This is a genomic window from Pseudomonas sp. P1.31 (genome assembly GCF_001269815.1).
Classification (GTDB): Bacteria; Pseudomonadota; Gammaproteobacteria; order Pseudomonadales; family Pseudomonadaceae; genus Aquipseudomonas; species Aquipseudomonas rustica.
Window position 1 is genome coordinate 67167 of sequence record NZ_LHVN01000023.1, and the last position, 24388, is coordinate 91554.

Here is a 24388-nt window from a genome sequence, read left to right on the forward strand (position 1 = left end):
CGCAACGGCAGAATCCTCGCAAACCGTCTTGAGCCTTCCGGCGGATATTCAGCAAGGATTCCCATGAAACCAGACGCCCCGCTGTTTGCCGCCATCGACCTGGGTTCGAATGCCTTTCGTTTGATGATCGGCCAGTCGCTGCGCAGTCGCAAAGGCTTGCTGATTCAGGAAGTGAAAACCCTGCGCGAGCCGGTGCGCCTCGCCGAAGGTTTTGACGGCGGCGCGCTGGATGCGTTGGCACTGGATCGAGGCTGGCAGGCGTTGGCGCGATTCGGCAAGAAATTGCGCGGTTTCGAGGCCGGTCGGGTTCGCGCAGTGGCCACCAGTGCGGTGCGTGAGGCAGACAATGCGCAGTTGTTTCTGGCCAGCGCCGAGCGGCATCTGGGGTTTCCCATTGATGTGATTTCCGGACAAGAAGAAGCGCGACTGGTCTACGCCGGTGTGGCGCATGCGCTGCCGGGTGCTGAGGATATGCGTTTGGTGGTGGATATAGGCGGCGGTTCCACCGAGCTGATTCTCGGCCAGGGCTCGCAAGCGTTGCTGACTGAAAGCATCGCGATTGGCAGCGGCACGCTGAGTACGCGGTTCTTTCGCGGCGGCGAAATTTCTGCCGGCGCCCTGCAAGAAGCCGAACGTTTCGCCATCCTGCAATTTGAACGGGTTGCCCGGCGTTACCGGAGTCAGGGTTGGCAGCAGACCATCGGCTCGTCGGGTACCGCGCGCATGCTGGCCAAAGTGCTCAAGGCCAATCACCTCAATGACTTCGGCAAGGACGGCATCACCTACGCCGGCCTGTTGCGCCTGGCCCTGCTTCTGCTGAAAGTGAGCAATGTGCAACAGCTGCACCTCGCCGGCCTGCAACCGCACCGCCAAAGCATCCTGCCCGGCGGATTGGTATTGATGCTCGCGGCGTTCAAAGTATTCGGCATCTCGCAAATGGCCCCCTCCGAACCCGGCCTGCGCCTCGGCGTCCTGCACGGCCTGATGAGCAAGCACTGATCCTTGTAGGAGCCGAGCTTGCTCGCGAAGAGGCCTTTACATTCAAAGCTGATGTTGAATGTGCTGACGCCTTCGCGAGCAAGCTCGGCGCCTACAGGGGTTATGTGTCGAAACAAAAATATTCGCCAGCTCCCACAAGTTTTGTGTACATCCCACATCAAAACCAGTGCCTGACAAATAACTATCGCGAGCAGGCTCACTCCTACCGTGCCGGTGTTCACCATTAGGCCGAGTGTCAGCTCGCCTGCTCTTGATTTTGATTCACAGGCCCCATCGGCAGGCTGAGTGGAGGGATTTATCCGGGGGTGGGAGCGCAGCGACCGTTTGGCGCAGCCAAATGCATCGAGAGGAGGTGCAGCGAAGCAAACCGGAGGCGATGCGCCCGGATGAATTCCGGAGCGAAGGAACCCCGAGCCCCAGCGAGCGGGCCGAACGCTGGGGCAAAGCCTTTTGGGTTACCTTTTCGGCGTTTGGAAAAGGTGACCCGCCGTAAGGGCGGAACCCAAAGCGGCCGTTACCCCAGGAATGGATATGTACTCGGTCAGAAAGAACCCCACAGCCTTCGCGAGCAGGCTCACTCCCACAAGGATTTGTGCTAATCCGCGGTTCCGTGATCAACATCAAATCCCTGTAGGAGCCGAGCTTGCTCGCGAAGAGGCCGGTACATTCAAAGCTGATGCTGAATGTGCTGACGCCTTCGCGAGCAAGCTCGGCTCCCACAGGTTTTGTGATCAGGCCAGTTCTTTGCGCAGTTGCCGGGCAGCGGTGACCATGTGCACCAGCGCCGCTTCGGTCTCTGGCCAGCCGCGGGTTTTCAGGCCGCAGTCAGGATTGACCCACAAGCGCTCCGCCGGGATACGCTTGGCCGCTTTACGCAACAGATTGGCCATTTCCGACGCATCCGGCACCCGTGGCGAGTGGATGTCGTAGACGCCCGGGCCGATTTCATTCGGGTAGGCGAAAGCTTCGAAGGCCTCCAGCAATTCCATGTCCGAGCGCGAAGTTTCGATGGTGATCACGTCGGCATCCATCGCCGCGATGGACTCGATCACGTCGTTGAATTCGCTGTAGCACATGTGCGTATGGATCTGCGTTTCATCGCGCACACCCGAAGCGCACAAACGGAACACCTCCGTCGCCCAGTCCAGATAATGCTGCCACTGCGCCTGACGCAACGGCAGACCTTCACGGAACGCCGCTTCGTCGATCTGCACGATCTTGATGCCGGCGGCTTCCAGATCCACCACCTCATCACGGATCGCCAGCGCCAGTTGCCGCGCCTGCACTTCACGGCTGACATCCTCACGCGGGAACGACCACATCAGCATGGTCACCGGGCCAGTCAGCATGCCTTTCATAACCTTGCGGGTCAGGCCCTGGGCGTAGCGAATCCATTCAACGGTCATGGCTTTCGGACGGCTCAGATCACCAAAAATCACCGCCGGTTTCACGCAGCGCGAACCGTAGCTCTGCACCCAGCCAAACCGGGTGAACACATAGCCGTCGAGTTGCTCGGCAAAGTACTCGACCATGTCATTGCGCTCGGCTTCACCGTGCACCAACACATCAAGACCCAAACGCTCCTGAATCTCCACCGCGTGACGGATTTCGCTGTGCATCGCCTCGGTGTATTCCGCTTCGCTGAGCTTGCCTTGCTTGAACGACTGGCGAGCCAGACGAATCGATGCGGTTTGCGGGAACGAACCGATCGTCGTGGTCGGAAACAGCGGCAGATCGAGCCCGGCACGCTGCTTGGCGATACGCTGGGCAAACAACGATTGACGCTGACTGTCCTTGGCAGTGATCGCCGCCACACGCGCCTGAACCGCCGGTTTGTGAATGCGTGGCGATGCAGCACGCGCAGCCTGCACCGAACGGCTCTGGGTCAATGCGCGCAGCACGCGCGGCGCTTCCGGCTCGTTAACCGCTTGGGCCAGAACCGCCACTTCCTCGCACTTCTGTACGGCGAAGGCCAGCCAGCTTTTCAGTTCGGCATCCAGCTTGTCTTCACGGCCCAGATCCACCGGGCTGTGCAGCAACGAGCAGGACGGCGCCACCCACAAGCGATCACCCAGACGCTCATGCGCATGCTGCAACGTCGCAAGGGCATTTTCCAGATCACAGCGCCAGACGTTACGGCCGTTGACCACCCCCAGCGACAACACTTTATACGCCGGCAGACGATCAAGAATCGTCGGGTACTGTTCCGGCGCACGCACCAGATCAATGTGCAAACCGTCGACGGGCAGATTCGCCGCCAGACCAAGGTTTTCTTCCAGGCCACCAAAGTACGTGGCCAACAGTTTCTTCAGCGGATCGCGCTGGATCTGGTTGTAGGCGCGCTCGAATGCGTTCTTCCATTCCTGAGGCAGATCGAGCACCAGAATCGGCTCATCAATCTGCACCCACTCCACGCCCTGAGCAGCGAGGCGCGAGAAGATCTGGCCGTACAGCGGCAACAAACGATCGAGCAAATCGAGCTTGTCGAACTCAGCGCCTTTGGCCTTGCCCAGCCACAGATAGGTCAGCGGGCCGATGATCACCGGTTTGACGTTGTGCCCCAGCGCGCGGGCTTCTTCGACTTCTTCGAACAACTGTTCCCAACCCAACTGGAACTGTTGATCCGCGCTGAATTCCGGGACGAGATAGTGGTAGTTGGTGTCGAACCACTTGGTCATTTCCTGGGCGTGAGCACCGCCGCAGCAACTGTCGCTGACGCCACGCGCCATACCGAACAGGGTGTGCAGACTGGCTTTGCCGTCGTGCGGACGGAAGCGCTCCGGAATCACACCGAACATCAGCGAGTGCGTTAGCACCTGGTCGTACCAGGCGAAATCGCCGACCGGCAACAGCTCGATGCCGGCGTTCTTCTGCAAGTCCCAATGGGCTTTGCGCAGTTCGCGCCCGACGTCACGCAGGCCCGCTTCGTTCAGTTCTCCTTTCCAGAACGCCTCTTGCGCTTTTTTCAGTTCGCGGTCGCGACCGATGCGCGGAAATCCAAGGGAATGGGCCAGTGCCATAACAAACAACTCCAATGTCTTGTTGATGGCGGGCATTGTCGGCATCGGTCGCAGGTGAATCAAACTCAATATAATCCTGATCATCACAAAAAATCCTCATGATCCCTCCCACCCTGTAGGAGCTGCGGAACGCTGCGATCCTTTGATCTTGCCCTTCAAAAACCAACATCAAAAGATCGCAGCGTTCCGCAGCTCCTACGGGGATCGGGGTTGCGAGAGGTGCCAACCGGGCCTATGTTGCTTGCGAGCATCTTCTGCGCGAATGGAACGCGATCAATCACCAACACCGAGGTGAAGACATGTCAAAGGAATCCCGCCCTGCCGTACTTGGGCTGATCGGCAACACCCCGCTGGTGCAAGTGACCCGCTTTGATACCGGGCCGTGCACGCTGTTTCTAAAACTCGAATCACAGAACCCCGGCGGCTCGATCAAGGATCGCATCGGCCTGGCGATGATCGACGCCGCCGAACGCGATGGCCGTCTGCAACCGGGTGGCACCATCGTCGAGGCGACGGCCGGCAACACCGGTCTGGGCCTGGCACTGGTCGGCCGCGCCAAAGGCTATCGGGTGGTTTTGGTGGTGCCGGACAAAATGTCCACCGAGAAAGTCCTGCACTTGAAAGCCATGGGCGCCGAGGTGCACATCACCCGCTCCGATGTCGGCAAGGGTCATCCCGAGTATTACCAGGACGTCGCCGCACGCTTGGCGAAAGACATTCCCGGCGCGTTTTTCGCCGACCAGTTCAACAACCCCGCCAATCCGCTGGCCCACGAATGCAGCACCGCGCCGGAGATCTGGGCGCAGACCGAACATGATCTGGACGCGATTGTGGTCGGCGTTGGCTCGGCCGGCACGCTGACCGGTTTGACCCGTTTTTTCAAACGCGTGCAACCGGATCTGGAAATGGTCTTGGCCGATCCGGTCGGCTCGGTCATGGCGCAATACAGCCGCGACGGCAGCCTGCCGACGCCCGGTTCATGGGCGGTGGAAGGCATCGGCGAAGACTTCATTCCGTCGATCACCGACCTCTCCAGCGTGCGCCACGCCTACTCGATCAGCGACGAAGAAAGCTTCGATCACGCTCGGCAATTACTCAAGGCGGAGGGCATTCTCGGCGGCTCCTCCACCGGCACCCTCCTCGCCGCGGCGCTGCGTTATTGCCGCGAACAGACCGAGCCGAAGCGCGTAGTCAGTTTCGTCTGCGACACCGGCACGCGCTATCTGTCGAAGGTTTACAACGATCAATGGATGACCGATCAGGGCCTGCTCAAACGCAAAGGTTATGGCGACTTGCGCGACCTGGTTGCCCGTCGTTTTGAAGATGGCCGGGTGATCAGCGTCGGCCCCGACGACACCCTGCTGACCGCGTTCCAGCGCATGCGCCTGGCCGACGTTTCGCAGTTACCGGTGTTGATCGACGGCAAGCAATTGGTCGGGGTGATCGACGAATCGGACATTCTGCTCGGCGTCCATGAAGACGCCGCGCACTTCCGCAAACCGGTGACCAGCGCCATGACCGACAAACTGCAAACCCTCGCGCCGAACGCCGATCTGGCCGAGCTGGAAAGCGTGCTCAGCCGTGGCCTCGTCGCCATCATCGCTGACGCTTCGGGCTTCCATGGCCTGATCACCCGCGTCGACATGCTCAACCAATTACGGAGATCCCTCGCATGAGTCAGCACGACGATAAATCCCAAGGCTTCGCGACCCGGGTGATCCACGCCGGGCAGGAACCGGATCCGACCACCGGCGCGCTGATGCCGCCGATCTACGCCAACTCCACCTACCTGCAAGACAGCCCCGGCGTGCACAAAGGTTTCGATTACGGCCGCTCGCACAACCCGACGCGCTTCGCGCTGGAGCGTTGCGTGGCGGATCTTGAAGGTGGCACGCAGGCGTTTGCGTTTGCTTCAGGGCTGGCGACGATTTCGACGGTGCTGGAATTGCTCGATGCCGGTTCGCACATTGTTTCCGGCAACGATCTGTACGGCGGCACGTTCCGTCTGTTCGACAAGGTGCGTCAGCGCAGCGCCGGGCATCGTTTCAGCTTCGTCGATCTGGCCGATTTGTCGGCATTCGAAGCGTCGTTGCAGGACGACACGCGCATGGTCATGGTCGAGACGCCGACCAACCCGCTGCTGAGCCTGTCGGATCTGGCTGCGATCGCACGCATCTGCCGCGCACGCGGGATCATTTGCGTGGCCGACAACACCTTCGCCAGTCCCTATATCCAGCGGCCGCTGGAGTTGGGTTTCGACATCGTGCTGCACTCGACCACCAAGTATTTGAACGGCCACTCCGATGTGATTGGTGGGATTGCCGTGGTTGGGCAAAACGCTGAACTGGCGGAGAAACTGGGTTTTCTGCAAAACGCCGTCGGGGCGATTGCCGGGCCTTTCGATGCGTTTCTGACCTTGCGCGGAGTGAAGACTTTGGCGCTGCGCATGGAGCGTCATTGCAGCAATGCGCTGGAGCTGGCGCAGTGGCTGGAGCAGCAGCCGCAGGTTAAACGTGTCTACTATCCGGGGCTGCCGTCGCATCCACAGCATGAGTTGGCCAAGCGGCAGATGCGTGGTTTTGGCGGGATGATTTCTGTTGATCTGAATAGTGATCTGGCCGGTGCGCGACGGTTTTTGGAGAACGTGAAGATCTTTGCGTTGGCGGAAAGTCTGGGCGGTGTGGAGAGTTTGATCGAGCATCCGGCGATCATGACGCATGCGACGATTCCGGCTGAGACGCGGGCTAAACTCGGGATTGGTGACGGGTTGGTGCGGCTGTCGGTGGGGGTTGAGGATGTTGAGGATCTGCGGGGGGATTTGTTGCAGGCTTTGGCTGGGATGTAAGTCTTGGGGTTTGATTCGAAATTGTCGAGGGGGGCTGCTTCGCAGCCCAACGGGGATAAATCCCCTCGCCACAGGGGTACAAGGGAGACCTGTGGAGAAAGACAAAGCCCGCACTGGGCGGGCTTTGGTGATTGAGTAGGCGGCCAGTGCTGGTCTCTGGCTTACAAGGTTTATCGGGAGTCTCACAGTACTGGACCAGGGTGAAAGTAACGGTCTCAGCTGCTTCACACGGCATAAGGGCTGGATCTCAGCGCGGAGATCTTTCTAACCGTGTACCCTTCGGAACGCGCCCCACGTCCCCTTGCTATCCGATTGCGCATCAGTCTGCGTCTTCGCCTACCTGTTTTAGCCTAGCAAAGCCTGCGCAAACCGGTTCAGTGTTTTTAGACGGATTTCTTTTTTGCGCGTGGCTGCAAGGAAGCGAAACGACTATCCCCTCACCCTTCGTCCTTCCGGCCAATGGCGGGCAAATGCCCATCTATACTGGTTCAGTTGCCTTTGCGGAGCCGTTCAAATCGTCGACACCCGTGCATCTCGATGGTGCGCCCGTGCCAATCGCCAATTAGCTAGACCCAAGCCAGTGAGCCGAACGCCTGTGATCGAATGGCAGGCATTGCTTAACTGCGTTGTGGCTGACGGGTCGTGGAGAAGATCATGAATCACAAGCTTTTGTCAGGCGTTATATTCGCAGTAGCGGCAACGATGGGGGCGCCCGGAGTCTGGGCCGGACAGCCGCAAGCGGTGGCGGCGGATGGGTCGGATCATGTTGGGGCGGGTGCGGTTGCTGCGGACGGTTCTGATCATGTCGGCGCGAATGCGGTGGCCGCAGACGGCGCCGATCATGTCGGCGCGGGTGCTGTGGCTGCTGACGGCTCCGATCACGTCGGCGCGGGTGCGGTGGCTGCTGACGGCTCCGATCATGTCGGCGCGGGTGCTGTGGCTGCTGACGGCGCAGATCATGTCGGCGCGGGTGCTGTGGCTGCTGACGGCTCTGATCATGTCGGCGCGAATGCGGTAGCATCCGACGGCGCAGATCGCTTAAACGCCAACCGTCTCGCCTATTCTCGCGTTGGCGTGGGTTCTGATCGCGTTGCGTCGGCATTGATGACTGGCAGCTACTCCGACCAGTTCAACAGCCCCCAGTAACACAACAATCCTGTAGGAGCCGAGCTTGCTCGCGAAGGCGTTGGCACATTCAAAATCATCGTGACAGACACACCGCTTTCGCGAGCAAGCTCAGCTCCTACAATGACTTGTGGTGTGCCAGGGATTTTGTATACGACACAAAACCCTGTGGGAGCGGGCTTGCTCGCGAAGGCGTCATCACATTCAAAACCATCGTGGCAGACACACCGCTTTAGCGAGCAGGCTCGGCTCCTACAAGGATTCGTGCGTTCGGGCGTGAGGTGTCAGCTTACGGATCCACCTGTGCCATCAACTCCGGCACCGACTCCGGTCGTTTCGCATAACGCTGCGCCAACACCGCACAGACCATCAACTGAATCTGATGGAACAACATCAGCGGCAAAATCAACACGCCAATCGTGCTGCCGGCAAACAACACCTGGGCCATCGGCACGCCGGTGGCCAGGCTCTTTTTCGAGCCGCAGAACAGGATGGTGATGCGGTCTTCCTGATTGAAGCCAAACGCCTTGCCCAACAGCGTCGAGGCCACGAGCACCAGCGCCAGCAAAATGCAGCAAACCACCACCAGCCCCAACAGCTCAATGAGCGGAATCTGATGCCAGATGCCTTCATTGACCGCCTCGCTGAACGCGCCGTACACCACCAGCAGAATCGAGCCCTGATCAACGAATTTCAACCAGCTCTTGTTGCGGCCGACCCACGCGCCGATCCAGCGGCGGGCAATCTGTCCGGCAATAAACGGCAGGAGCAATTGCACGCTGATCTTGAGGATCGCATCCAGCGTCGAGCCGCCGTCACCGTGGACGTTGAGCAACAGCGTCACCAGCAACGGCGTGAGGAAAATGCCGAACAGGCTCGAGGCCGCCGCGCTGCAGATCGCCGCCGGGATATTGCCCCGCGCCAGCGAGGTGAAGGCAATCGCCGACTGCACCGTGGCCGGCAAGGCGCAGAGGTACAACATGCCCATGTACAGCTTGTCGCCGATCAGCGGTGAGAGCAGCGGTTTCAGCGCCAGGCCCAACAGCGGGAACAACACGAAGGTCAGGCCGAACACCAACAGATGCAAACGCCAGTGACCCGCGCCGGCGATGATCGACTCGCGGGAAAGCTTGGCGCCATGCAGGAAAAACAGCAGCGCGATGGCGATGTTGGTCAGCCAGCCAAAACCGACGGCGACCTGGCCACTGGCCGGCAGAAAACTGGCGAGCAGCACAACGCCGATCAGCGTCAGGGTGAAGTTATCGGGCAAAAATCTTGGGCGAGTCATGGTGTTTTTATCCGGGGGTTGCCAGTGCGTGCCGACGACTCTAACGTGACTGCAAATTACCGACTAACGCCGAAGAGCCTTGAGATGCCGCCTAAAGGACATGACAAAAGCATCCGCCGCAGCATTCCCGGGCTGCCCAGCCTGCCGCGTCCGCTGTATGGACGCACGGAATCACTGCCCAATCGCGCACTGACCCGGCGCCATAGTCACCCGTGGGTGCAGTTGTCGTACGCGATTCAAGGTGTGCTCGAAGTGCAGACCAGCGCCGGCCGCTTTGTCGCGCCACCGGAGCGCGCGGTGTGGATTCCGGCCGGTGTGCCGCATCGGGTATTCAGTTCGCCGCAAACGGAAATGCGCAGCCTCTACATCGATTGCAGTGTGGCGGGCTGGGCGGTTGAGCATTGTCATGTGCTCGGCGTCAGTGATTTGCTTCGCGAACTGATCCGCGCGTTCAGTCAGGTGCCGGTGGAATACGACCAGAGCGGCCCGCACGGGCGCATGGCCCAAGTGATCCTAGATCAACTGGCAGACGCCCCGCAGATCGATCTGATGCTACCGCTGCCGCAGGACGCGCGCTTAAAACAAATCTACCAAAGCCTGGAGCAACACCCGGAGCAGCAGACCACCCTGAGTCACTGGAGCGAAAAATTTGGCATCACCGAAAAGACCCTCACCCGCCTGTTCTTGCGCGACACCGGCCTGACCTTCCGCGCCTGGCGCCAACGCCTGCGCCTGCTCGGGGCACTGACGCCGCTGGAGAAAGGTGAACGCGTCACCGATGTGGCGCTGGCCTGTGGTTACGATTCAACGTCAGCGTTTATTGCGGCGTTTCGGCAACAATTTGGCGAAACGCCGGGGGAGTTCTTTCGTTGATCAGCGATCCGCTAACTCTTCCAGCAAATCAGCCGACGGCACGAAATACAGGCTCCCGGTAACTGCAGTGCTGAAATCCAGCAACTTGTCATAGTTGCCGACTGGCTTGCCGACAAACATATTTTCCAGCATCTGCTCCATCGGCTCTGGCGAACGCGCATAGCCGATAAAGAACGTACCAAACTCCCCCGCTCCCGGTCGGCCAAACGGCATGTTGTCGCGCAGAATCTTCACCTCCTCGCCCGCGGCGGTAGTGATCGTCGTCAGTGCACTGTGTGAATTGGAAGGTTTGACCGAGTCGTCCAGTTCGATGTCGGAGAGTTTCTTGCGGCCGATCACTCGCTCCTGCGCCTCAACGCTCAGCGAATTCCACGCAGTCATGTTGTGCAGGTATTTCTGCACCAGCACGTAGCTGCCGCCACTGAAGCCCGGATCTTCATCACCGACGATGGTGAAATTCACCGCTTTGCGCCCGACCGGGTTTTCCGTGCCGTCGACAAAACCGATGATGCTGCGCATGTCGAAGTAGCGGAAACCCTGCACCTCGTCGACCACGGTGACGGCATCGCCCAGCGCGGCCATGATTTGTGTCGCCAGTTCAAAACACAGATCCATCTGATCGGCGCGGATGTGCAGCAGCAGATCGCCGGGAGTTGACGGCGCGTGCCGCCCTTCCCCGCCAAATTCGCGGAACGCGTGCAGGGACGCCGGTCGCGGGCCGCCGAATAAACGATCCCAGGCGTTCGAGGAAAAGCCGCAGATGCAGGTCAGATTGCCTGACGGCACACGCTTGCCGACCGAGCGCACCAGCCCGGCGACGTCGCCGCACCAGCCTTTCACGGTTGCGGCGGCGTCGGCGCCTTCATTGAGTGTCGCGACGATAAAAATCGCGCTGCGGGTGATCGGGCTGCACACGGCTTGCGGTTCGAGGATGTCGGTTTGCATGGCTGAAAGTGCCGCCCTGTAGGGGTTACACCAAAGGTGCGACCCGAAATTCGAGGATGAGTCGGACTGCCTTGTTGGCCCGACACTTCGTTTTTATCGAACTCTACCGCAGAAATAAACGATTTTTCTTTCGCGCAAACTCGTCGCTAGCATGGCCACGTCTGACGCTAATCGAATAAAAGACAGGGAGCGTGACATGCCTTCAACCAATATCAATATCGGCGAACCGTGGATGTGGGGCGCCTTCGTCGTCTTCGTGCTGGCGATGCTCGCATTGGATCTCTTTGTGTTCGGCGGGCGCAAGGCGCACCGCGTCTCAGTGCGCGAAGCCTTGTCATGGGTGATTGCCTGGTGCTTGCTGGCTCTGTGTTTCGCCGCGCTGTTGTGGTGGTATTTGCACGGCGAATTCGGCGCTGATATCGCCCGGCAGAAGACCCTGGAATTTCTCACCGGTTATCTGATCGAGCAATCGCTGTCGATCGACAACATGTTCATCTTCGTGATGATTTTCACCTACTTCGCGGTGCCGCCGGAGTTGCAACGCCGCGTGCTGCTGTACGGCGTGCTCGGGGCGATTGTGATGCGCGCGGTGATGATTTTCGCCGGCGTGTGGCTGGTGTCGCAGTTCGAATGGCTGCTGTACGCGTTCGGCGTGTTCCTGATCATCACCGGGATCAAGATGCTGGTATTTGCTGACCAGCAACCGGATCTGGACAAGAACCCTTTGCTGCGCTGGGTGCGCGGTCATATGCGCATCACCAGTGGCTTTCATGGCGAACGCTTTTTTGTTCTGCAAAACGGTGTGCGCTGGGCGACGCCGATGTTTCTGGTGCTGGTATTGATCGAGGCCAGTGATTTGATGTTCGCGGTCGACAGCATCCCGGCGATCTTCGCCGTAACGACTGACCCGTTCATTGTGTTCACCTCGAACATCTTCGCGATCATGGGACTACGCGCGCTGTACTTCCTGCTGGCGGATATGGCTGACCGCTTTCATTTGCTCAAGTACGGGCTGGCGATTGTGCTGGTGTTTATCGGCGGAAAAATGGTGCTGATGCCATGGTTTCACATGCCGGTGGAGTGGTCGCTGCTGGTGGTGGGCGGGGTGATTTTTGGTTCGGTGTTGCTGAGTCTGGTCATCACCCGAAAACAAAACCAAACCGAAGCCCTATAGGAGCTGCCGCAGGCTGCGATCTTTTGACTTTGATTTTTAAAAACAAGATCAAAAGATCGCAGCCTGCGGCAGCTCCTACAGGGGAATTTCGTCTGGACGGAGACTATTTATCGGACTTGATGCTGGTCCAGACGCGGGTGCGCACGCGTTCGAGTTTCTGCGGCAATGGCTGGACGACGTAGAGGTTTTTCAGTGCCTCCGGGGTCGGCGTCAGGTTCGGGTTGTCGGTGATCTCTTTGTTGATCAGCGGGATCGAATCCTTGTTCGCATTCGGGTACCCGAGGAAGTCACTGATCGGCGCGATCACTTTCGGATCGAGCAAGTTGTTGAGGAATTCGTGGGCCTCTTCGACGTTCTTCGCGCTCTTCGGAATCGCGAAAGTGTCGAACCAGATCGGCGCGCCTTCCTTCGGCAAGCGCCAGTCGACCACGACACCGTTTTTTGCCTCTTTGGCGCGGTTGCCAAACTGGTAGAAGCTGCCCGAATAACCGATGGCCACGCAGATGTCGCCATTGGCGATGTCAGTCATGTACTTGGCCGAGTTGAAGTAGGTCACGTACGGACGAACCTTGAGCATCAACTCTTTGGCTTTTTCATAGTCGGCAGGGTTTTGGCTGTTCGGGTCGAGCCCCAAATAGTGCAGGGCCAGCGGCAGAATTTCCGTCGGCGAATCGAGCATCGCTACGCCGCAGGATTTGAGTTTTTCCATGTTCTCCGGTTTGAACACCAGATCCCAACTGTCCACCGGCGCGTTGTCGCCCAGTGCAGCTTTGACCTTGGCCGGGTTGAAGCCGATCAGCACGGTGCCGACCATGTAAGGCACGCCGTACTGGTTGCCGGGGTCGTTCTTGCCCAGCAGTTTCAACAGCTCCGGATCCTGATGGCTCCAGTTCGGTAGTTTTGACTTGTCGAGTTTCTGGAACACGCCGGCCTTGATCTGCGTTTCGAGGAACTGGTTCGACGGCACGACGAGGTCGTAACCGGAGTTGCCGGTGAGCAGTTTGGCTTCCAGGGATTCGTTGGTGTCGAAGGTGTCCCAGATCACTTTGATGCCGCTTTTTGCAGCGAAATCCTTGGGCACGGACGGCAGAATGTAATCCGCCCAGTTGTACACCCGCAGTTCGCGTTGCTCGGCCTGGACGGCGCTGGCCAGCAGCGTCAGCCCACACACGGCGGCACCCAGAATGCGTTTCATCGTGACCATGGTTGTTTCCCCAAAATGCGGCGTGAGTTCGATGGTTTTTATGTTCTGTACACGGCAGCGGCTTTAAAGGTAGCCGAGGGTAAAAAGGTCTAGCGTTTCGTTATGGTTTTGATTCTTGCTGACAGCGTAGACGGATCACAGTGGGGGATGGGCCAAAAGGGGATCGATGTGGCCAATATGAATGACCACCGGGATGCGTGAGCATCCCGCAAGTCAATTGTGGTGAGGGGACATCACCAGAGAAATCGGTTAGGAGCGATAGCTCAGTTTTGCCACCCTGCTCTGCTGCGCCTGACCACGTGTCGCCAGGCAGTAATACAGCGGCACAGTGACCACCAGCCCGACCAGCCACGACAGATCCGCACCCTCCACCAGATTGGCGTACGGCCCGACATACAGCGAAGTGTTGGCGAACGGCAGTTGCACAATGATGCCGATGAAGTACGCAACGATCGCGTGCAGATTGAAGCGTCCGTAAATCCCGCCGTCAGCGCGGAAGATCGAGGTGATGTCGTAGTTGCCGCGTTTGATCAGGTAGAAGTCGATCAGGTTGATCGACGCCCACGGCACCAGCACCAGCAACAGCGCCAGAATCAGCCCGATAAACTCGGAGATGAAATCCGCCGAGGCACCCAGCGCCACCACGCAGCAACCCGCCAACACGACACTCGATAGCACCACGCGCACCTTGATGCTCGGCGTCCATTGGCTGGCGAAGGTCTGGATCGAGGTGATGATCGACAGCACCGCGCCATACAGATTCAGGGCGTTATGGCTGATGATATTGAGCAAAAACAGCACCATCAAAATCGGCCCCAGCCAGCCCGTCGACTGCTTGACCGCCGCCATCGCCTCGGTGCCTTCCGGAGTCGCCAACACCGCCACTGCGCCGAAGCTGAACGACAGAATTGTGCCCAGCGTCGCGCCCAGATACGTCGCCCAAAATGGCTTGGCGATGCCAATATCCGCCGGCAAATAACGCGAATAGTCGGACACGTACGGCGAGAAACTGATCTGCCAGATGATCCCCAACGATACCGTCGCCAGCCAACCGGACAGGTTGAAGCTGCCGCGCGTGAGGAAATCCGCCGGCAAGTCATGGGCGAAGATGTAGATGAAGCCGGCGAGCAGCGCGCTGCCCATCACCCAGGTGCCGATGCGGTTCAAAGTGTGAATGAAGTTGTAGCCGATCACGCCAATGGCCGTGGCCGCCAGCGCACCAATCAAAATGCTCAGCGGAACCGGCACCGACGGCGCAAGGCCGACGATGGATTTACCCGCCAGCACGATGTTGGAAATGAAGAAGCCGATGTAAATGATCGCCGCAAAAAACACGATCAACAGTGCGCCATAACGCCCGAACTGACCGCGACTCTGCACCATCTGCGGAATGCCCATGCGCGGGCCTTGCGCCGAGGCCAGCGCAATTACCACGCCGCCAATCATGTGCCCCAGCGCAATCGCCAGCAGGCCCCAGAGCAAATCGAGATGGAACACCTGAACCACCATGGCGCCGGTGACGATGGGCAGTGGCGCAATGTTGGTGCTGAACCAAAGGGTGAAAAGGTCGCGGGCCTTGCCGTGGCGTTCCGCGAGTGGGACGTAGTCGACCGTATGATTCTCGATCAACGGATCTTGCCTGGACATCTGGGGCATAGGAATGAACTCGAGTTTGTCTGTTCTTATCTTTGTATGAAGCCAAACCGGGGGGACTCTCTGGCCGCCCCTCAGATGCAGACCATATTATGGTATTCCAAACTTTTCACAAGACTGATCCGTAGTTCACAGCGCTAACTGATACGTCATCCTCCCTGAAACCGCGGTTCACAGGCCAGCCGCAAGCCCAATAAACGTTGAGTTTCCGACGAAAGCACCACGTTAATCGGTTCAGCTTAAAAGCCCTTGCAAAGAAAATTTACTGGTATACCATCAGACCAACAAATACATAAAAATCGCGTCACAACACCCGAGGACCGTCCAATGATCGATGCAGCCATCTACAAACAAGTCATGGGCTCGTTTCCGTCCGGCGTCACTGTCATCACCACGCTGGATGATGACGGGCAGATCGTCGGCCTGACCGCCAGCGCCTTCAGCTCGCTGTCGATGGATCCTGCGCTGGTGCTGTTCTGCCCCAACTACAGCTCCGACTCCTACCCTGTGCTGATCAAGAACAAACGCTTCGCGATTCATGTTCTGTCCGGCGGCCAGCAAAGCGAGGCCTACGCTTTCGCCCGCAAAGGCAAGGACAAGGCGCACGGCATCGAGTGGACGTTGAGCGAACTGGGTAACCCGATTCTGGCCAACGCGACGGCTGTCATCGAGTGTGAACTGTGGCGCGAATACGAAGGCGGCGACCACGCCATCATGGTCGGCGCCGTGAAGAACCTGATCGTCCCCGAGCAGCACAGCGGCCCGCTGGTGTACTGCCACGGCAAAATGGGCGCCCTGCCCGTCCTGGCCTGAATAGATCAATGCAGGAGCTGCCGCAGGCTGCGATCTTTTGATTTTGCTTTAAAGACCAGATCAAAAGATCGCAGCCTTCGGCAGCTCCTACAGAGTTCAGCGTAAGCAGGCGAAGGCCTACAAGTTTTTGCCTCAACAACAAAAGATCCGAGGAAGCGTGATGAAATTTTCCCTGTTCGTACACATGGAGCGCTGGGACGAAAGCGTCAGCCACCGCCAACTGTTCGAAGACCTGACCGAACTCACCCTGATGGCCGAGGCCGGCGGTTTCAGCACCGTGTGGATCGGCGAACACCACGCGATGGAATACACCATCTCGCCAAGCCCGATGCCGCTGCTGGCTTACCTCGCGGCGAAAACCACAACCATCCACCTCGGCGCCGGCACCATCATTGCGCCGTTCTGGCACCCGCTGCGGGTGGCCGGTGAATGCGCGTTGCTCGACGTGATCAGCAATGGCCGCATGGAAGTCGGGCTGGCCCGTGGCGCCTATCAGGTTGAATTCGATCGCATGGCCGGCGGCATGCCTGCCTCTTCCGGCGGTCAGGCCTTGCGTGAAATGGTTCCGGTGGTGCGCGCCCTGTGGAAAGGCGATTACGCCCACGACGGCGACATCTGGAAATTCCCCACTTCGACCAGCGTGCCGAAGCCGATTCAGCAGCCGAACCCGCCGATATGGATCGCCGCCCGCGACCCGGATTCGCACAACTTCGCCGTGGCCAACGGCTGCAACGTGATGGTCACGCCATTGATGAAAGGCGACGAAGAAGTTCTCGACCTGAAGAACAAATTCCAGACCGCACTGGACAACAACCCCGACGTACCCCGCCCACAATTGATGGTGTTGCGTCATACCCACGTACACACCGCAGACGATCCGGACGGCTGGAAAGTCGGCGCCAAAGCGATCTCGCGCTTCTACCGCACCTTCGACGCGTGGTTCGGCAACAAGCAAACCCCGGTCAACGGCTTCCTCGACCCAAGCCCGGAAGAGAAGTTTGCCGGGCGTCCTGAGTTCGAACTGGAAAGCCTGCACAAAACCGCAATGATCGGCACGCCGGAAGAGATTATTCCGCGCATCAAGTACTACCAGGAACTGGGCGTGGATGAGTTCAGCTTCTGGTGCGACAACAGCTTGCCGCATGCCGAGAAAAAGAAATCGCTGGAGCTGTTTATCAAGCACGTGGTGCCGGCGTTTCGCTGAGTGATCTGCTGATCAGGCCTGGCCAATGAAAACGCCCCGATTGATTCGGGGCGTTTTTTTTAACAGTCCTGACAACTTTATTGCCATGGAAATTCGGGGCGGATTTCGCAAGCCATTCCAACAGCCAGAAGACTCTTTCGAACCTTTAAAACCTCTTGAGCCCGACCGACCATCACTAGAGGAAGATCCTTCTGTAGCAAAGTTCTTGCCTCTAAAAAGTTGCCACCGCTCGCTGCAGCTACCGCTCTGACATGCACCTGATCTCGATAGTCCCCGCGACAGTGCACCTCATATTGGGTCTCATCCATTTCCATGGGCGAAAAATGGGTGGTAACCACCGATGCGCCACACTCGACACACTGTAAGCCCTGAGTGCGGCCAGCCTTAAAAGCAACCAATCCTGCGCCACACTCCTCGAACGCCATCAGACATTCCTCTCCCCCACGGCGGATCACAACTAAACAGCCCTTGACGAGAAAGCGAGCCAGCTTCACAGCCACTCGCTGCGATGCCACCTCAACTTCTCAAGCGAATCGGCTAACGCGTTCTACTCAACACCCATATTTTCGGGAGGATATCAAGGTCTGCGGGGTCGGGTAGAAACAAGCGTGCTGTTAACCAGCAGGACGCGATGGCTGTTGCAAACAGCGTCGCCAAACCGATAAGTTCCTCGGCGATATCCGCCCCTTTAGCATCATGAAGCACCGCATATATAAAAGGCACAACCCATAAAGTGGCCAGACAAGCGCCCGACAAAGCGATGACTGTGCAGTTTCGTTGCGTGCGGTTGATTTTCATGAGTGCAATCACCGCTGAAAAAATCAGAAACGGCAGCAGAAAGATTGCTTGAGCCAGCAGCGGCGCGAGAAATGGCATCAGCAGCAACTGCGCGCCAGCGACCTCACCGATCAATCGGGGGTTCATGGCCACATGGGCGAGGGTCGCAATCGTCTTGATTATCCCTGCGATGAAACCCGGAACCAGCGGGCAGAAAAGGAACGCCAGAAATACCTTCAGACGTGGATAACTCAACTCACTCAAGATCAAAGCCTCTGCAATGCGTTTCACTGGCCGCGCTCAGACCGCCCTATCCAGATGGCTGTTCAACAGCGGACCAGGTTCTCCAGCGTCAGGTTCAAGGTTGCATCATACAACTCTGCCAGGCTTTGACGACCCTTCAACCCAGCACCTGCATACAAGTAGCAGCAACGCTTTGCGCCGATAGTGAGGGCTGCCATTTCGGCTTTCCAAACCATCGCTGACGCAAGGAGTTTGCATGAGCACATTCACCACCCAAGACGGCACCGAGATCTATTTCAAGGACTGGGGCAGCGGCAAACCCGTGCTGTTCAGCCACGGCTGGCCGCTGGATGCCGACATGTGGGAATACCAGATGGAATACCTGAGCAGCCGCGGCTACCGCACCATCGCGTTCGATCGCCGGGGTTTCGGCCGCTCCGATCAGCCGTGGACAGGTTACGACTACGACACTTTCGCCGATGACATCGCGCAATTGATCAACCATCTGGATCTGCGTGAAGTGACGCTGGTGGGCTTCTCCATGGGCGGTGGTGACGTCAGCCGCTACATCGCCCGTCATGGCAGCGAGCGCGTTGCTGGCCTTGTGTTGCTGGGTGCGGTGACGCCGTTGTTCGGCAAGAAACCTGATTTCCCGGAAGGCGTCGACACGTCGGTATTCGACGGTATCAAGGCTGGCCTGTTGAAGGATCGTGCGCAGTTCATCGCCGATTTTGCCGCGCCGTTCTATGGCACCAATCAGGGCCAGAAAGTCTCTGACGGCGTGCTCACACAAACCCTGAATGTGGCTCTGCTGGCGTCGCTCAAGGGCACGGTGGATTGCGTCACTGCGTTCTCGGAAACCGACTTCCGTCCGGACATGGCCAAGATCGATGTGCCAACGCTGGTGATTCATGGCGACGGCGATCAGATTGTGCCGTTTGAAACCACGGGTAAGCAGGCTGCTGCGCAGATCAAGGGTGCTGAGTTGAAGGTGTATGCCGGTGCACCGCATGGTTTTGCGGTGACCCATGCGCAAGCATTGAATGAAGACCTGCTGGCGTTCCTCAACCGATAACCCCTCTAAGATTCCCATTACCCTGTGGCGAGGGGATTCAGCGAAACGTCGCACCGCCCCGTTGGACTGCGCAGCAGTCCCTTTTTTTGAAATCAAAAGAAGGGCCGCTTAGCGACCCATCGGGGATAAATCCCCTCACCACAAGGATTGCACTCTGGTTGAAGATTTTTGTGTGTAGTTGCAGGTTCGTCCACTGCTAGAACCCCCGTATTCAAAGGCCTTCACCCCCCTGCATCAGAATTTTATCTTCACATCCCAGCTTAATAATATTTTACCGATATCCCCCCTCTCCCTAGTCTGACCTCAAGCCAAACGGACAAGCCAACAGCGCCCGAATCCAACTGCCTTGCTAGGAAGGATGTAGAGATGACCACTGAAATAATAAAAACAGACACGCTGATCGTGGGTGCCGGCCAGGCAGGCGTCGCCATGAGCGAGCACCTGAGCAAACTCGGTGTGCCGCACCTGGTGCTGGAGCGCAACCGCATCGCCGAGCGCTGGCGCACCGGGCGTTGGGATTCGCTGGTCGCCAATGGCCCGGCGTGGCACGACCGCTTTCCGGGTCTGGAATTTGATGATGTCGATCCCGACGGTTTCGCCCCGAAAGAACGCGTGGCCGATTACTTCGAAGCCTATGCGAAGAAATTCAATGCGCCGATCCGCACCGGCGTTGAAGTCAAAAGCGTGGTGCGCAATGTCGGTCGTCCGGGTTTCACCGTCGAAACCTCCGAAGGCGTGATAGAAGCCAGCCGAGTGGTCGCGGCTACCGGCCCGTTTCAGAAACCGGTAATCCCGGCGATTGCCCCGCAAGACGAACGTCTGCTGCAGATCCACTCCGCTGACTATCGCAACCCGCAGCAACTGCCGGAAGGCGCAGTGCTGGTGGTCGGTGCCGGTTCTTCCGGCGTACAGATTGCTGATGAGTTGCAGCGTTCCGGCAGGCAGGTGTTCCTGTCCGTCGGCGCCCACGACCGCCCGCCTCGCGCTTACCGCAACCGTGATTTCTGCTGGTGGCTGGGCGTGCTCGGCGAGTGGGATCAAGCGGCGATGAAACCTGGCCGCGAGCACGTGACCATTGCAGTCAGTGGTGCCCATGGTGGCCGCACCATCGACTTCCGTGGCCTGGCCCATCGCGGCATGACCCTGGTTGGGGTGACCGAGTCGTTCAACAACGGCGTGGTGACCTTCAAGCAGGATCTGGTCGGCAACCTCAATCGCGGCGACGAAAACTATCTGGCGCTGCTGGACGCTGCCGACGCTTACATCGAGCGTAACGGCCTCGACCTGCCGGAAGAACCGGAAGCACGCGAAACGTATCCAGAACCTGACTGCGTGAAAAATCCGCTGGCCGATCTGGATCTGGCCAAGGCTGGCATCACCTCGATCATCTGGGCCACTGGTTTTGCCGTGGATTATTCCTGGCTGCAAGTCGCGGCGTTCGATGACAAAGGCAAGCCTGTGCATCAGCGCGGTGTGTCGAGCGAACCGGGTGTGTATTTCCTCGGTTTGCCGTGGCAGTCGCGTCGCGGTTCGTCGTTCATCTGGGGTGTTTGGCACGACGCTAAGCACGTCGCCGATCACATCGCCACCCAGCGCAAATATCTGGACTACCGCGATGCCGAGCAGCGTGAAGCCGAACTGCACGCGCCTGCGCACAACAAAATCGCCGACACCGTCGACGCCTGATTTCCCTCTTTCGCTCCGGCGCCGATTGCGCCGGGCAACCCTGATTCTGGAGCTGCACATGAGCACGACAACCCACACTCGCATCCGTATGTTCAACACCAAAGACACCTACCCGAACCAGTCGCTGGACAACGACCTGTGCCAGGCCGTGCGTGCCGGTAACACGGTGTATGTCCGTGGTCAGGTCGGCACTGATTTCGATGGCAATCTGGTCGGTCTGGGCGACCCGCGTGCGCAGGCTGAACAAGCGATGCGCAACGTCAAGCAGTTGCTGGAAGAAGCTGGCAGCGACATGAGCCACATTGTCAAAACCACCACTTACCTGATCGACCCGCGTTATCGCGAAGCGGTGTATGGCGAAGTGGGCAAGTGGCTCAAAGGCGTGTTCCCGATTTCGACCGGTCTGGTGGTGTCGGCACTGGGGCAGCCGCAGTGGTTGATGGAGATTGATGTGATTGCGGTGATTCCTGAGTAAGGCATAACACCGAGTTATGGCCTTCGCGGGCAAGCCTTGCTCCTACAGAAGCAAATCTTTGTAGGAGCAGAGCTTGCTCGCGAAGAGGCCCTAAAGGACAACCATTTCCTCAAAAGGATTAAAACCATGACCTTTTCAATCGCAGCCCGCTGCGCCGAAACCGGCCAGTTCGGTGTCGCCATCAGTTCCTCCAGCATCGCCGTCGGCGCGCGCTGCCCATGGTTGCTGCCGGGCGTTGGCGCGGTGTCGAGCCAGAACATCACCCTGCCCTCGCTCGGCCCGGAAGTGCTCGCGCTGATGGAGCAAGGCCTGTCGCCGGACGAAGCACTGGACAAAGTCCTCACGCGCAACGGCTACAGCCAGTACCGCCAGATCACCGCGATCAACCACCTCGGGCAGACCGCCCACTTCAGCGGTTCGCAGACCCTCGGCGTGCACAACGCGGTCTCCGGCGAACAATGCGTCGCTGCCGGCAACATGCTCGCCGGGCGCTCAGTCATCGAAGCAATGGTCAGCGCCTTCGAAGACGGCGAAGGCCAACTCGCCGACCGTCTGCTCAAAGCCCTGCACGCCGCGCAAGCCCTCGGTGGCGAAGCCGGCCCGGTGCATTCTGCTGCGGTTGTAGTGGTTGGTGAACAGACCTGGCCGATCGTCAATCTGCGCGTCGACTGGGCCGATGAAAACCCGATCGGTCAGCTGCAAAAACTCTGGGACGCCTACCAGCCACAGTTGCAGGACTACATCGACCGTGCCCTCGACCCGGCTAAGGCCCCGGGTTACGGAGTCGCCGGTGATGATCGATGAACAGCGTCGAGTTGCTCAGAGCGCTGGTGGCGTTCGACACCACCAGCCGTGAATCCAACTTGCAACTGATCGAATTCGTTCGTGATTACCTCGAAGGTTTCGATGTGCCCTGCGCGTTGATCTACAACGAAGAGCGCAGCAAAGCCAATCTGTTCGCCACGATCGGCCCGGTGGATCAACCGGGCATCGTGCTGTCCGGGCACACCGATGTGGTGCCGGTCGACGGCCAGCCGTGGACAATGCCGCCGTTCGAACTGACTAAGCGCGATGGCAAGCTGTTCGGCCGAGGCACGGCGGACATGAAGGGCTACATCGCCTGCGTGCTCGCCTTGGTGCCGGCGCTGGTGCAGACGTCGTTGCGCATCCCGGTGCACATCGCGTTGTCGTATGACGAAGAAGTCGGCTGCCTCGGCGTGCGTTCTTTGCTCAAGGTTCTGCAGCAGCGCCCAGTCAAACCACTGCTGTGCATCATCGGCGAACCGACTGAACTGAAACCGGTGCTCGGCCACAAAGGCAAACTGGCAATGCGCTGCGATGTGCACGGCCATCCGTGCCATTCGGCCTACGCGCCACTCGGGGTTAACGCCATCGAGTACGCCGCCGAACTGATCGGCGAACTGGGGCGCCTCGGTCAGCAACTGAAAGCACCGGAGCATCACGACAAGCGTTTTGATCCGCCCTACAGCACCGTGCAAACCGGCGTCATCAGCGGTGGTAAAGCGCTGAACATCGTGCCCGCCGATTGCCGTTTCGATTTCGAGATCCGTGCCCTGCCCTCGCAGGATCCGGCCTTGGTTGCCGAGGCGCTGAAAAGCTATGCCGAGCGTGAAGTGCTGCCACGTATGCGTGCGGTCAGTGCGCAAAGTGAAATTCGTTTCAGCGAGTTGTCGGCCTATCCGGGGCTGGTCACCGATGCGCAGAGCCAGGCTGCCGAATTGATTGCGGCGTTCTGCGGCTCAACGGAATTCGGCACGGTGGCATTCGGCACTGAAGGTGGTTTGTTTGATGCGGTGGGCATTCCAACCGTAGTCTGCGGCCCCGGCAGCATGGATCAGGGCCACAAACCGGATGAGTTTGTCAGCCTCGATCAGTTGCAGGCCTGCGATGACATGCTCCAGCGCGTGCTGGCGTTTATCCGCAATTGAACCCCGGCTCGACTGCACTCACGCGTACAGTCGGGCCAATTCCTCACGGCAATGGTCGACGAACAACTGCACCGGTTTGGTCAGTTGCACGCGCCGCAACCACGCTGCCGACAATCCCGAACCGGTCACCGTTTCCGCCAACGGCACACACACGACTTGCTGACCGTCGTAGGTGTAGTCGCTGAACGGTTTGGTCACCAGAATCGAAAAGCCGAAACCATTGCCGACCATGCCGCGCACCATCTCGATCGACGGTGAGCTGAAGACGATGTTCGGCGTCAGGCCGCGCTCTTCGAAGATGCTCACGAAGTAGGTTCGGCTCGGCACTACGTCGAGCAGGATCATCGGTTCCAGCACCAGATCATGCAGCGAAACCTTTGCCTGTTGCGCGAAGCGATGGTTGGCCGGGAGCAGCGCATAAGGCTGCTGCGGCGGCATCAACGGCGTGGTTTCGATGGTGCTGTCGAGGTCGTGCTCGAACATCATCGCCACGTCGATGCTGCCAGCGGTGAGGGCTTGCACCAGCTCTTGCTGTTCGCCGTCGCGAATGCGGATTTCCACGCCGGGCCAGCGCGCCTTGAAACCGGCGATCAGGCGCGGCAGGTACAGCGGCGCGACGGTTTCGAAACAGCCGATATCGATCTGTCCGGAGACCACGTCGTTGTCAGCCAAGGCGTTCTGTTCGAACTCGTGGGCAACGCGCAACAGTTCCAGCGCCTTGCGATAGAAGCGCGAACCGCTCGGCGTCAGCGAGACGCCCTGGGCGTGATGGCGGATGAACAGCTGCACACCGAAGCTTTCTTCCAGATGCTTGATCGCGGTGGAGACCGATGGCTGCGCGATGTAGAGCTTGCGCGAGGCTTCGGCGACGCTGCCGCAATCGGCGGTGGTGACGAAGTATTTGAGCTGGCGCAGGTTGTAGGCGGCCATGGGAATCTCCAGAAAATCAAAGGATCGCTGTGGCGAGGGGATTTATCCCCGATGGGGCGCGAAGCGGCCCCTGTTTTTAAAGTCAAAAGAGGGGCCGCTGCACAGCCCAT

The 24388-nt window shown here is 59.0% G+C and carries 21 protein-coding genes; 13 read left to right on the top strand and 8 right to left on the bottom strand.

What is annotated here, in order from left to right; translation table 11 throughout:
* Positions 1 to 63 precede the first annotated feature (63 nt).
* Complete coding sequence (locus tag AD669_RS15295; RefSeq protein ID WP_053121217.1) at positions 64 to 999, top strand: Ppx/GppA family phosphatase; 936 nt, start codon at positions 64 to 66, stop codon at positions 997 to 999.
* A gap of 731 nt (positions 1000 to 1730) precedes the next feature.
* On the opposite strand, the gene metE is transcribed toward AD669_RS15295, so the two are convergent.
* Positions 1731 to 4019, bottom strand: a complete 2289-nt coding sequence (metE, locus tag AD669_RS15300; RefSeq protein ID WP_053121502.1) for a 5-methyltetrahydropteroyltriglutamate--homocysteine S-methyltransferase — start codon at positions 4017 to 4019, stop codon at positions 1731 to 1733.
* Positions 4020 to 4318: 299 nt separating this feature from the next.
* On the opposite strand from metE, the gene AD669_RS15305 reads away from it, so the two are divergent.
* The 3 genes from AD669_RS15305 (at position 4319) to AD669_RS28795 (ending at position 8010) form a co-directional block, all read left to right on the top strand.
* A complete protein-coding gene (locus AD669_RS15305) occupies positions 4319 to 5695 on the top strand; it encodes a pyridoxal-phosphate dependent enzyme (RefSeq protein ID WP_053121219.1) in 1377 nt (458 codons plus the stop codon).
* Positions 5692 to 6864: a cystathionine gamma-synthase gene (locus tag AD669_RS15310; protein WP_053121221.1), complete on the top strand. Its 1173-nt coding sequence runs from the start codon at positions 5692 to 5694 to the stop codon at positions 6862 to 6864. The genes AD669_RS15305 and AD669_RS15310 overlap by 4 nt, the downstream gene beginning before the upstream one ends.
* Positions 6865 to 7566: 702 nt before the next feature.
* Entirely contained in the window at positions 7567 to 8010 is a 444-nt protein-coding gene (locus AD669_RS28795; protein WP_082341455.1) for a hypothetical protein, read from the top strand.
* Between the two features lie 268 nt (positions 8011 to 8278).
* Here the strand turns inward: AD669_RS28795 and AD669_RS15320 are convergent, their stop codons facing one another.
* The gene (locus AD669_RS15320; protein WP_053121226.1) at positions 8279 to 9277 is read right to left on the bottom strand and encodes a bile acid:sodium symporter family protein; all 999 of its coding nucleotides are present in this window, start codon (positions 9275 to 9277) and stop codon (positions 8279 to 8281) included.
* A gap of 84 nt (positions 9278 to 9361) precedes the next feature.
* Here AD669_RS15320 and AD669_RS15325 point away from each other — a divergent pair, with 84 nt between their 5' ends.
* Positions 9362 to 10150 (top strand): helix-turn-helix domain-containing protein, encoded by a 789-nt coding sequence (locus tag AD669_RS15325; protein WP_053121228.1) that lies wholly within the window; start codon positions 9362 to 9364, stop codon positions 10148 to 10150.
* On the opposite strand, the gene AD669_RS15330 is transcribed toward AD669_RS15325, so the two are convergent.
* Entirely contained in the window at positions 10151 to 11095 is a 945-nt protein-coding gene (locus AD669_RS15330; RefSeq protein ID WP_053121229.1) for a Dyp-type peroxidase, read from the bottom strand.
* A gap of 196 nt (positions 11096 to 11291) precedes the next feature.
* Here AD669_RS15330 and AD669_RS15335 point away from each other — a divergent pair, with 196 nt between their 5' ends.
* Positions 11292 to 12269 (top strand): TerC family protein, encoded by a 978-nt coding sequence (locus AD669_RS15335; protein WP_053121232.1) that lies wholly within the window; start codon positions 11292 to 11294, stop codon positions 12267 to 12269.
* Between the two features lie 103 nt (positions 12270 to 12372).
* On the opposite strand, the gene AD669_RS15340 is transcribed toward AD669_RS15335, so the two are convergent.
* Both AD669_RS15340 and AD669_RS15345 read right to left on the bottom strand, forming a co-directional pair.
* A complete protein-coding gene (locus tag AD669_RS15340) occupies positions 12373 to 13473 on the bottom strand; it encodes a polyamine ABC transporter substrate-binding protein (protein WP_053121234.1) in 1101 nt (366 codons plus the stop codon).
* Positions 13474 to 13722: 249 nt separating this feature from the next.
* Positions 13723 to 15129 (bottom strand): cytosine permease, encoded by a 1407-nt coding sequence (locus AD669_RS15345; RefSeq protein WP_053121237.1) that lies wholly within the window; start codon positions 15127 to 15129, stop codon positions 13723 to 13725.
* Positions 15130 to 15453: 324 nt separating this feature from the next.
* On the opposite strand from AD669_RS15345, the gene AD669_RS15350 reads away from it, so the two are divergent.
* Together AD669_RS15350 and AD669_RS15355 are read left to right on the top strand one after the other, a co-directional pair.
* Positions 15454 to 15939, top strand: a complete 486-nt coding sequence (locus AD669_RS15350; protein ID WP_053121239.1) for a flavin reductase family protein — start codon at positions 15454 to 15456, stop codon at positions 15937 to 15939.
* Between the two features lie 160 nt (positions 15940 to 16099).
* Positions 16100 to 17143, top strand: coding sequence for an LLM class flavin-dependent oxidoreductase (locus AD669_RS15355; protein ID WP_053121241.1), 1044 nt, complete (start codon positions 16100 to 16102; stop codon positions 17141 to 17143).
* A 77-nt stretch (positions 17144 to 17220) separates the two neighbouring features.
* Here the strand turns inward: AD669_RS15355 and AD669_RS15360 are convergent, their stop codons facing one another.
* Together AD669_RS15360 and AD669_RS15365 are read right to left on the bottom strand one after the other, a co-directional pair.
* Entirely contained in the window at positions 17221 to 17637 is a 417-nt protein-coding gene (locus AD669_RS15360; RefSeq protein ID WP_156316165.1) for a hypothetical protein, read from the bottom strand.
* A 43-nt stretch (positions 17638 to 17680) separates the two neighbouring features.
* Positions 17681 to 18211 carry a hypothetical protein gene (locus tag AD669_RS15365; RefSeq protein ID WP_256218865.1) on the bottom strand — a complete coding sequence of 177 codons (531 nt, stop codon included), beginning with the start codon at positions 18209 to 18211 and terminating at the stop codon, positions 17681 to 17683.
* Positions 18212 to 18419: 208 nt separating this feature from the next.
* On the opposite strand from AD669_RS15365, the gene AD669_RS15370 reads away from it, so the two are divergent.
* The 5 genes from AD669_RS15370 to argE all read left to right on the top strand — a co-directional run bounded on the left by AD669_RS15370 (position 18420) and on the right by argE (position 23348).
* Positions 18420 to 19238 carry an alpha/beta fold hydrolase gene (locus AD669_RS15370; RefSeq protein WP_053121245.1) on the top strand — a complete coding sequence of 273 codons (819 nt, stop codon included), beginning with the start codon at positions 18420 to 18422 and terminating at the stop codon, positions 19236 to 19238.
* 366 nt (positions 19239 to 19604) lie between these two features.
* Positions 19605 to 20924, top strand: a complete 1320-nt coding sequence (locus tag AD669_RS15375) for an NAD(P)/FAD-dependent oxidoreductase (protein ID WP_053121247.1) — start codon at positions 19605 to 19607, stop codon at positions 20922 to 20924.
* A gap of 58 nt (positions 20925 to 20982) precedes the next feature.
* Positions 20983 to 21399, top strand: coding sequence for a RidA family protein (locus AD669_RS15380; protein WP_053121249.1), 417 nt, complete (start codon positions 20983 to 20985; stop codon positions 21397 to 21399).
* 126 nt (positions 21400 to 21525) lie between these two features.
* Complete coding sequence (locus AD669_RS15385) at positions 21526 to 22203, top strand: DUF1028 domain-containing protein (protein WP_053121251.1); 678 nt, start codon at positions 21526 to 21528, stop codon at positions 22201 to 22203.
* Positions 22200 to 23348: an acetylornithine deacetylase gene (gene argE / locus AD669_RS15390; protein WP_053121253.1), complete on the top strand. Its 1149-nt coding sequence runs from the start codon at positions 22200 to 22202 to the stop codon at positions 23346 to 23348. The genes AD669_RS15385 and argE overlap by 4 nt, the downstream gene beginning before the upstream one ends.
* Before the next feature lie 18 nt (positions 23349 to 23366).
* Here argE and AD669_RS15395 read toward each other — a convergent pair whose 3' ends face one another.
* On the bottom strand, positions 23367 to 24278 hold the full coding sequence (locus AD669_RS15395) for a LysR family transcriptional regulator (protein ID WP_053121255.1): 912 nt from the start codon (positions 24276 to 24278) through the stop codon (positions 23367 to 23369).
* Positions 24279 to 24388: the final 110 nt, after the last annotated feature.

Bases quoted from the DNA above. Each gene is read 5' to 3' on its own strand.
- AD669_RS15330 (WP_053121229.1), bottom strand. From the start codon at position 11,095: ATGCAAACCGACATCCTCGAACCGCAAGCCGTGTGCAGCCCGATCACC.
- AD669_RS15325 (WP_053121228.1), top strand. From the start codon at position 9,362: ATGCCGCCTAAAGGACATGACAAAAGCATCCGCCGCAGCATTCCCGGG.
- AD669_RS15380 (WP_053121249.1), top strand. From the start codon at position 20,983: ATGAGCACGACAACCCACACTCGCATCCGTATGTTCAACACCAAAGAC.
- AD669_RS15295 (WP_053121217.1), top strand. From the start codon at position 64: ATGAAACCAGACGCCCCGCTGTTTGCCGCCATCGACCTGGGTTCGAAT.
- AD669_RS15340 (WP_053121234.1), bottom strand. From the start codon at position 13,473: ATGGTCACGATGAAACGCATTCTGGGTGCCGCCGTGTGTGGGCTGACG.
- AD669_RS28795 (WP_082341455.1), top strand. From the start codon at position 7,567: ATGGGGGCGCCCGGAGTCTGGGCCGGACAGCCGCAAGCGGTGGCGGCG.
- AD669_RS15385 (WP_053121251.1), top strand. From the start codon at position 21,526: ATGACCTTTTCAATCGCAGCCCGCTGCGCCGAAACCGGCCAGTTCGGT.
- AD669_RS15320 (WP_053121226.1), bottom strand. From the start codon at position 9,277: ATGACTCGCCCAAGATTTTTGCCCGATAACTTCACCCTGACGCTGATC.
- AD669_RS15345 (WP_053121237.1), bottom strand. From the start codon at position 15,129: ATGCCCCAGATGTCCAGGCAAGATCCGTTGATCGAGAATCATACGGTC.
- AD669_RS15305 (WP_053121219.1), top strand. From the start codon at position 4,319: ATGTCAAAGGAATCCCGCCCTGCCGTACTTGGGCTGATCGGCAACACC.
- AD669_RS15310 (WP_053121221.1), top strand. From the start codon at position 5,692: ATGAGTCAGCACGACGATAAATCCCAAGGCTTCGCGACCCGGGTGATC.
- AD669_RS15375 (WP_053121247.1), top strand. From the start codon at position 19,605: ATGACCACTGAAATAATAAAAACAGACACGCTGATCGTGGGTGCCGGC.
- AD669_RS15370 (WP_053121245.1), top strand. From the start codon at position 18,420: ATGAGCACATTCACCACCCAAGACGGCACCGAGATCTATTTCAAGGAC.
- AD669_RS15335 (WP_053121232.1), top strand. From the start codon at position 11,292: ATGCCTTCAACCAATATCAATATCGGCGAACCGTGGATGTGGGGCGCC.
- argE (WP_053121253.1), top strand. From the start codon at position 22,200: ATGAACAGCGTCGAGTTGCTCAGAGCGCTGGTGGCGTTCGACACCACC.
- AD669_RS15355 (WP_053121241.1), top strand. From the start codon at position 16,100: ATGAAATTTTCCCTGTTCGTACACATGGAGCGCTGGGACGAAAGCGTC.
- metE (WP_053121502.1), bottom strand. From the start codon at position 4,019: ATGGCACTGGCCCATTCCCTTGGATTTCCGCGCATCGGTCGCGACCGC.
- AD669_RS15350 (WP_053121239.1), top strand. From the start codon at position 15,454: ATGATCGATGCAGCCATCTACAAACAAGTCATGGGCTCGTTTCCGTCC.
- AD669_RS15395 (WP_053121255.1), bottom strand. From the start codon at position 24,278: ATGGCCGCCTACAACCTGCGCCAGCTCAAATACTTCGTCACCACCGCC.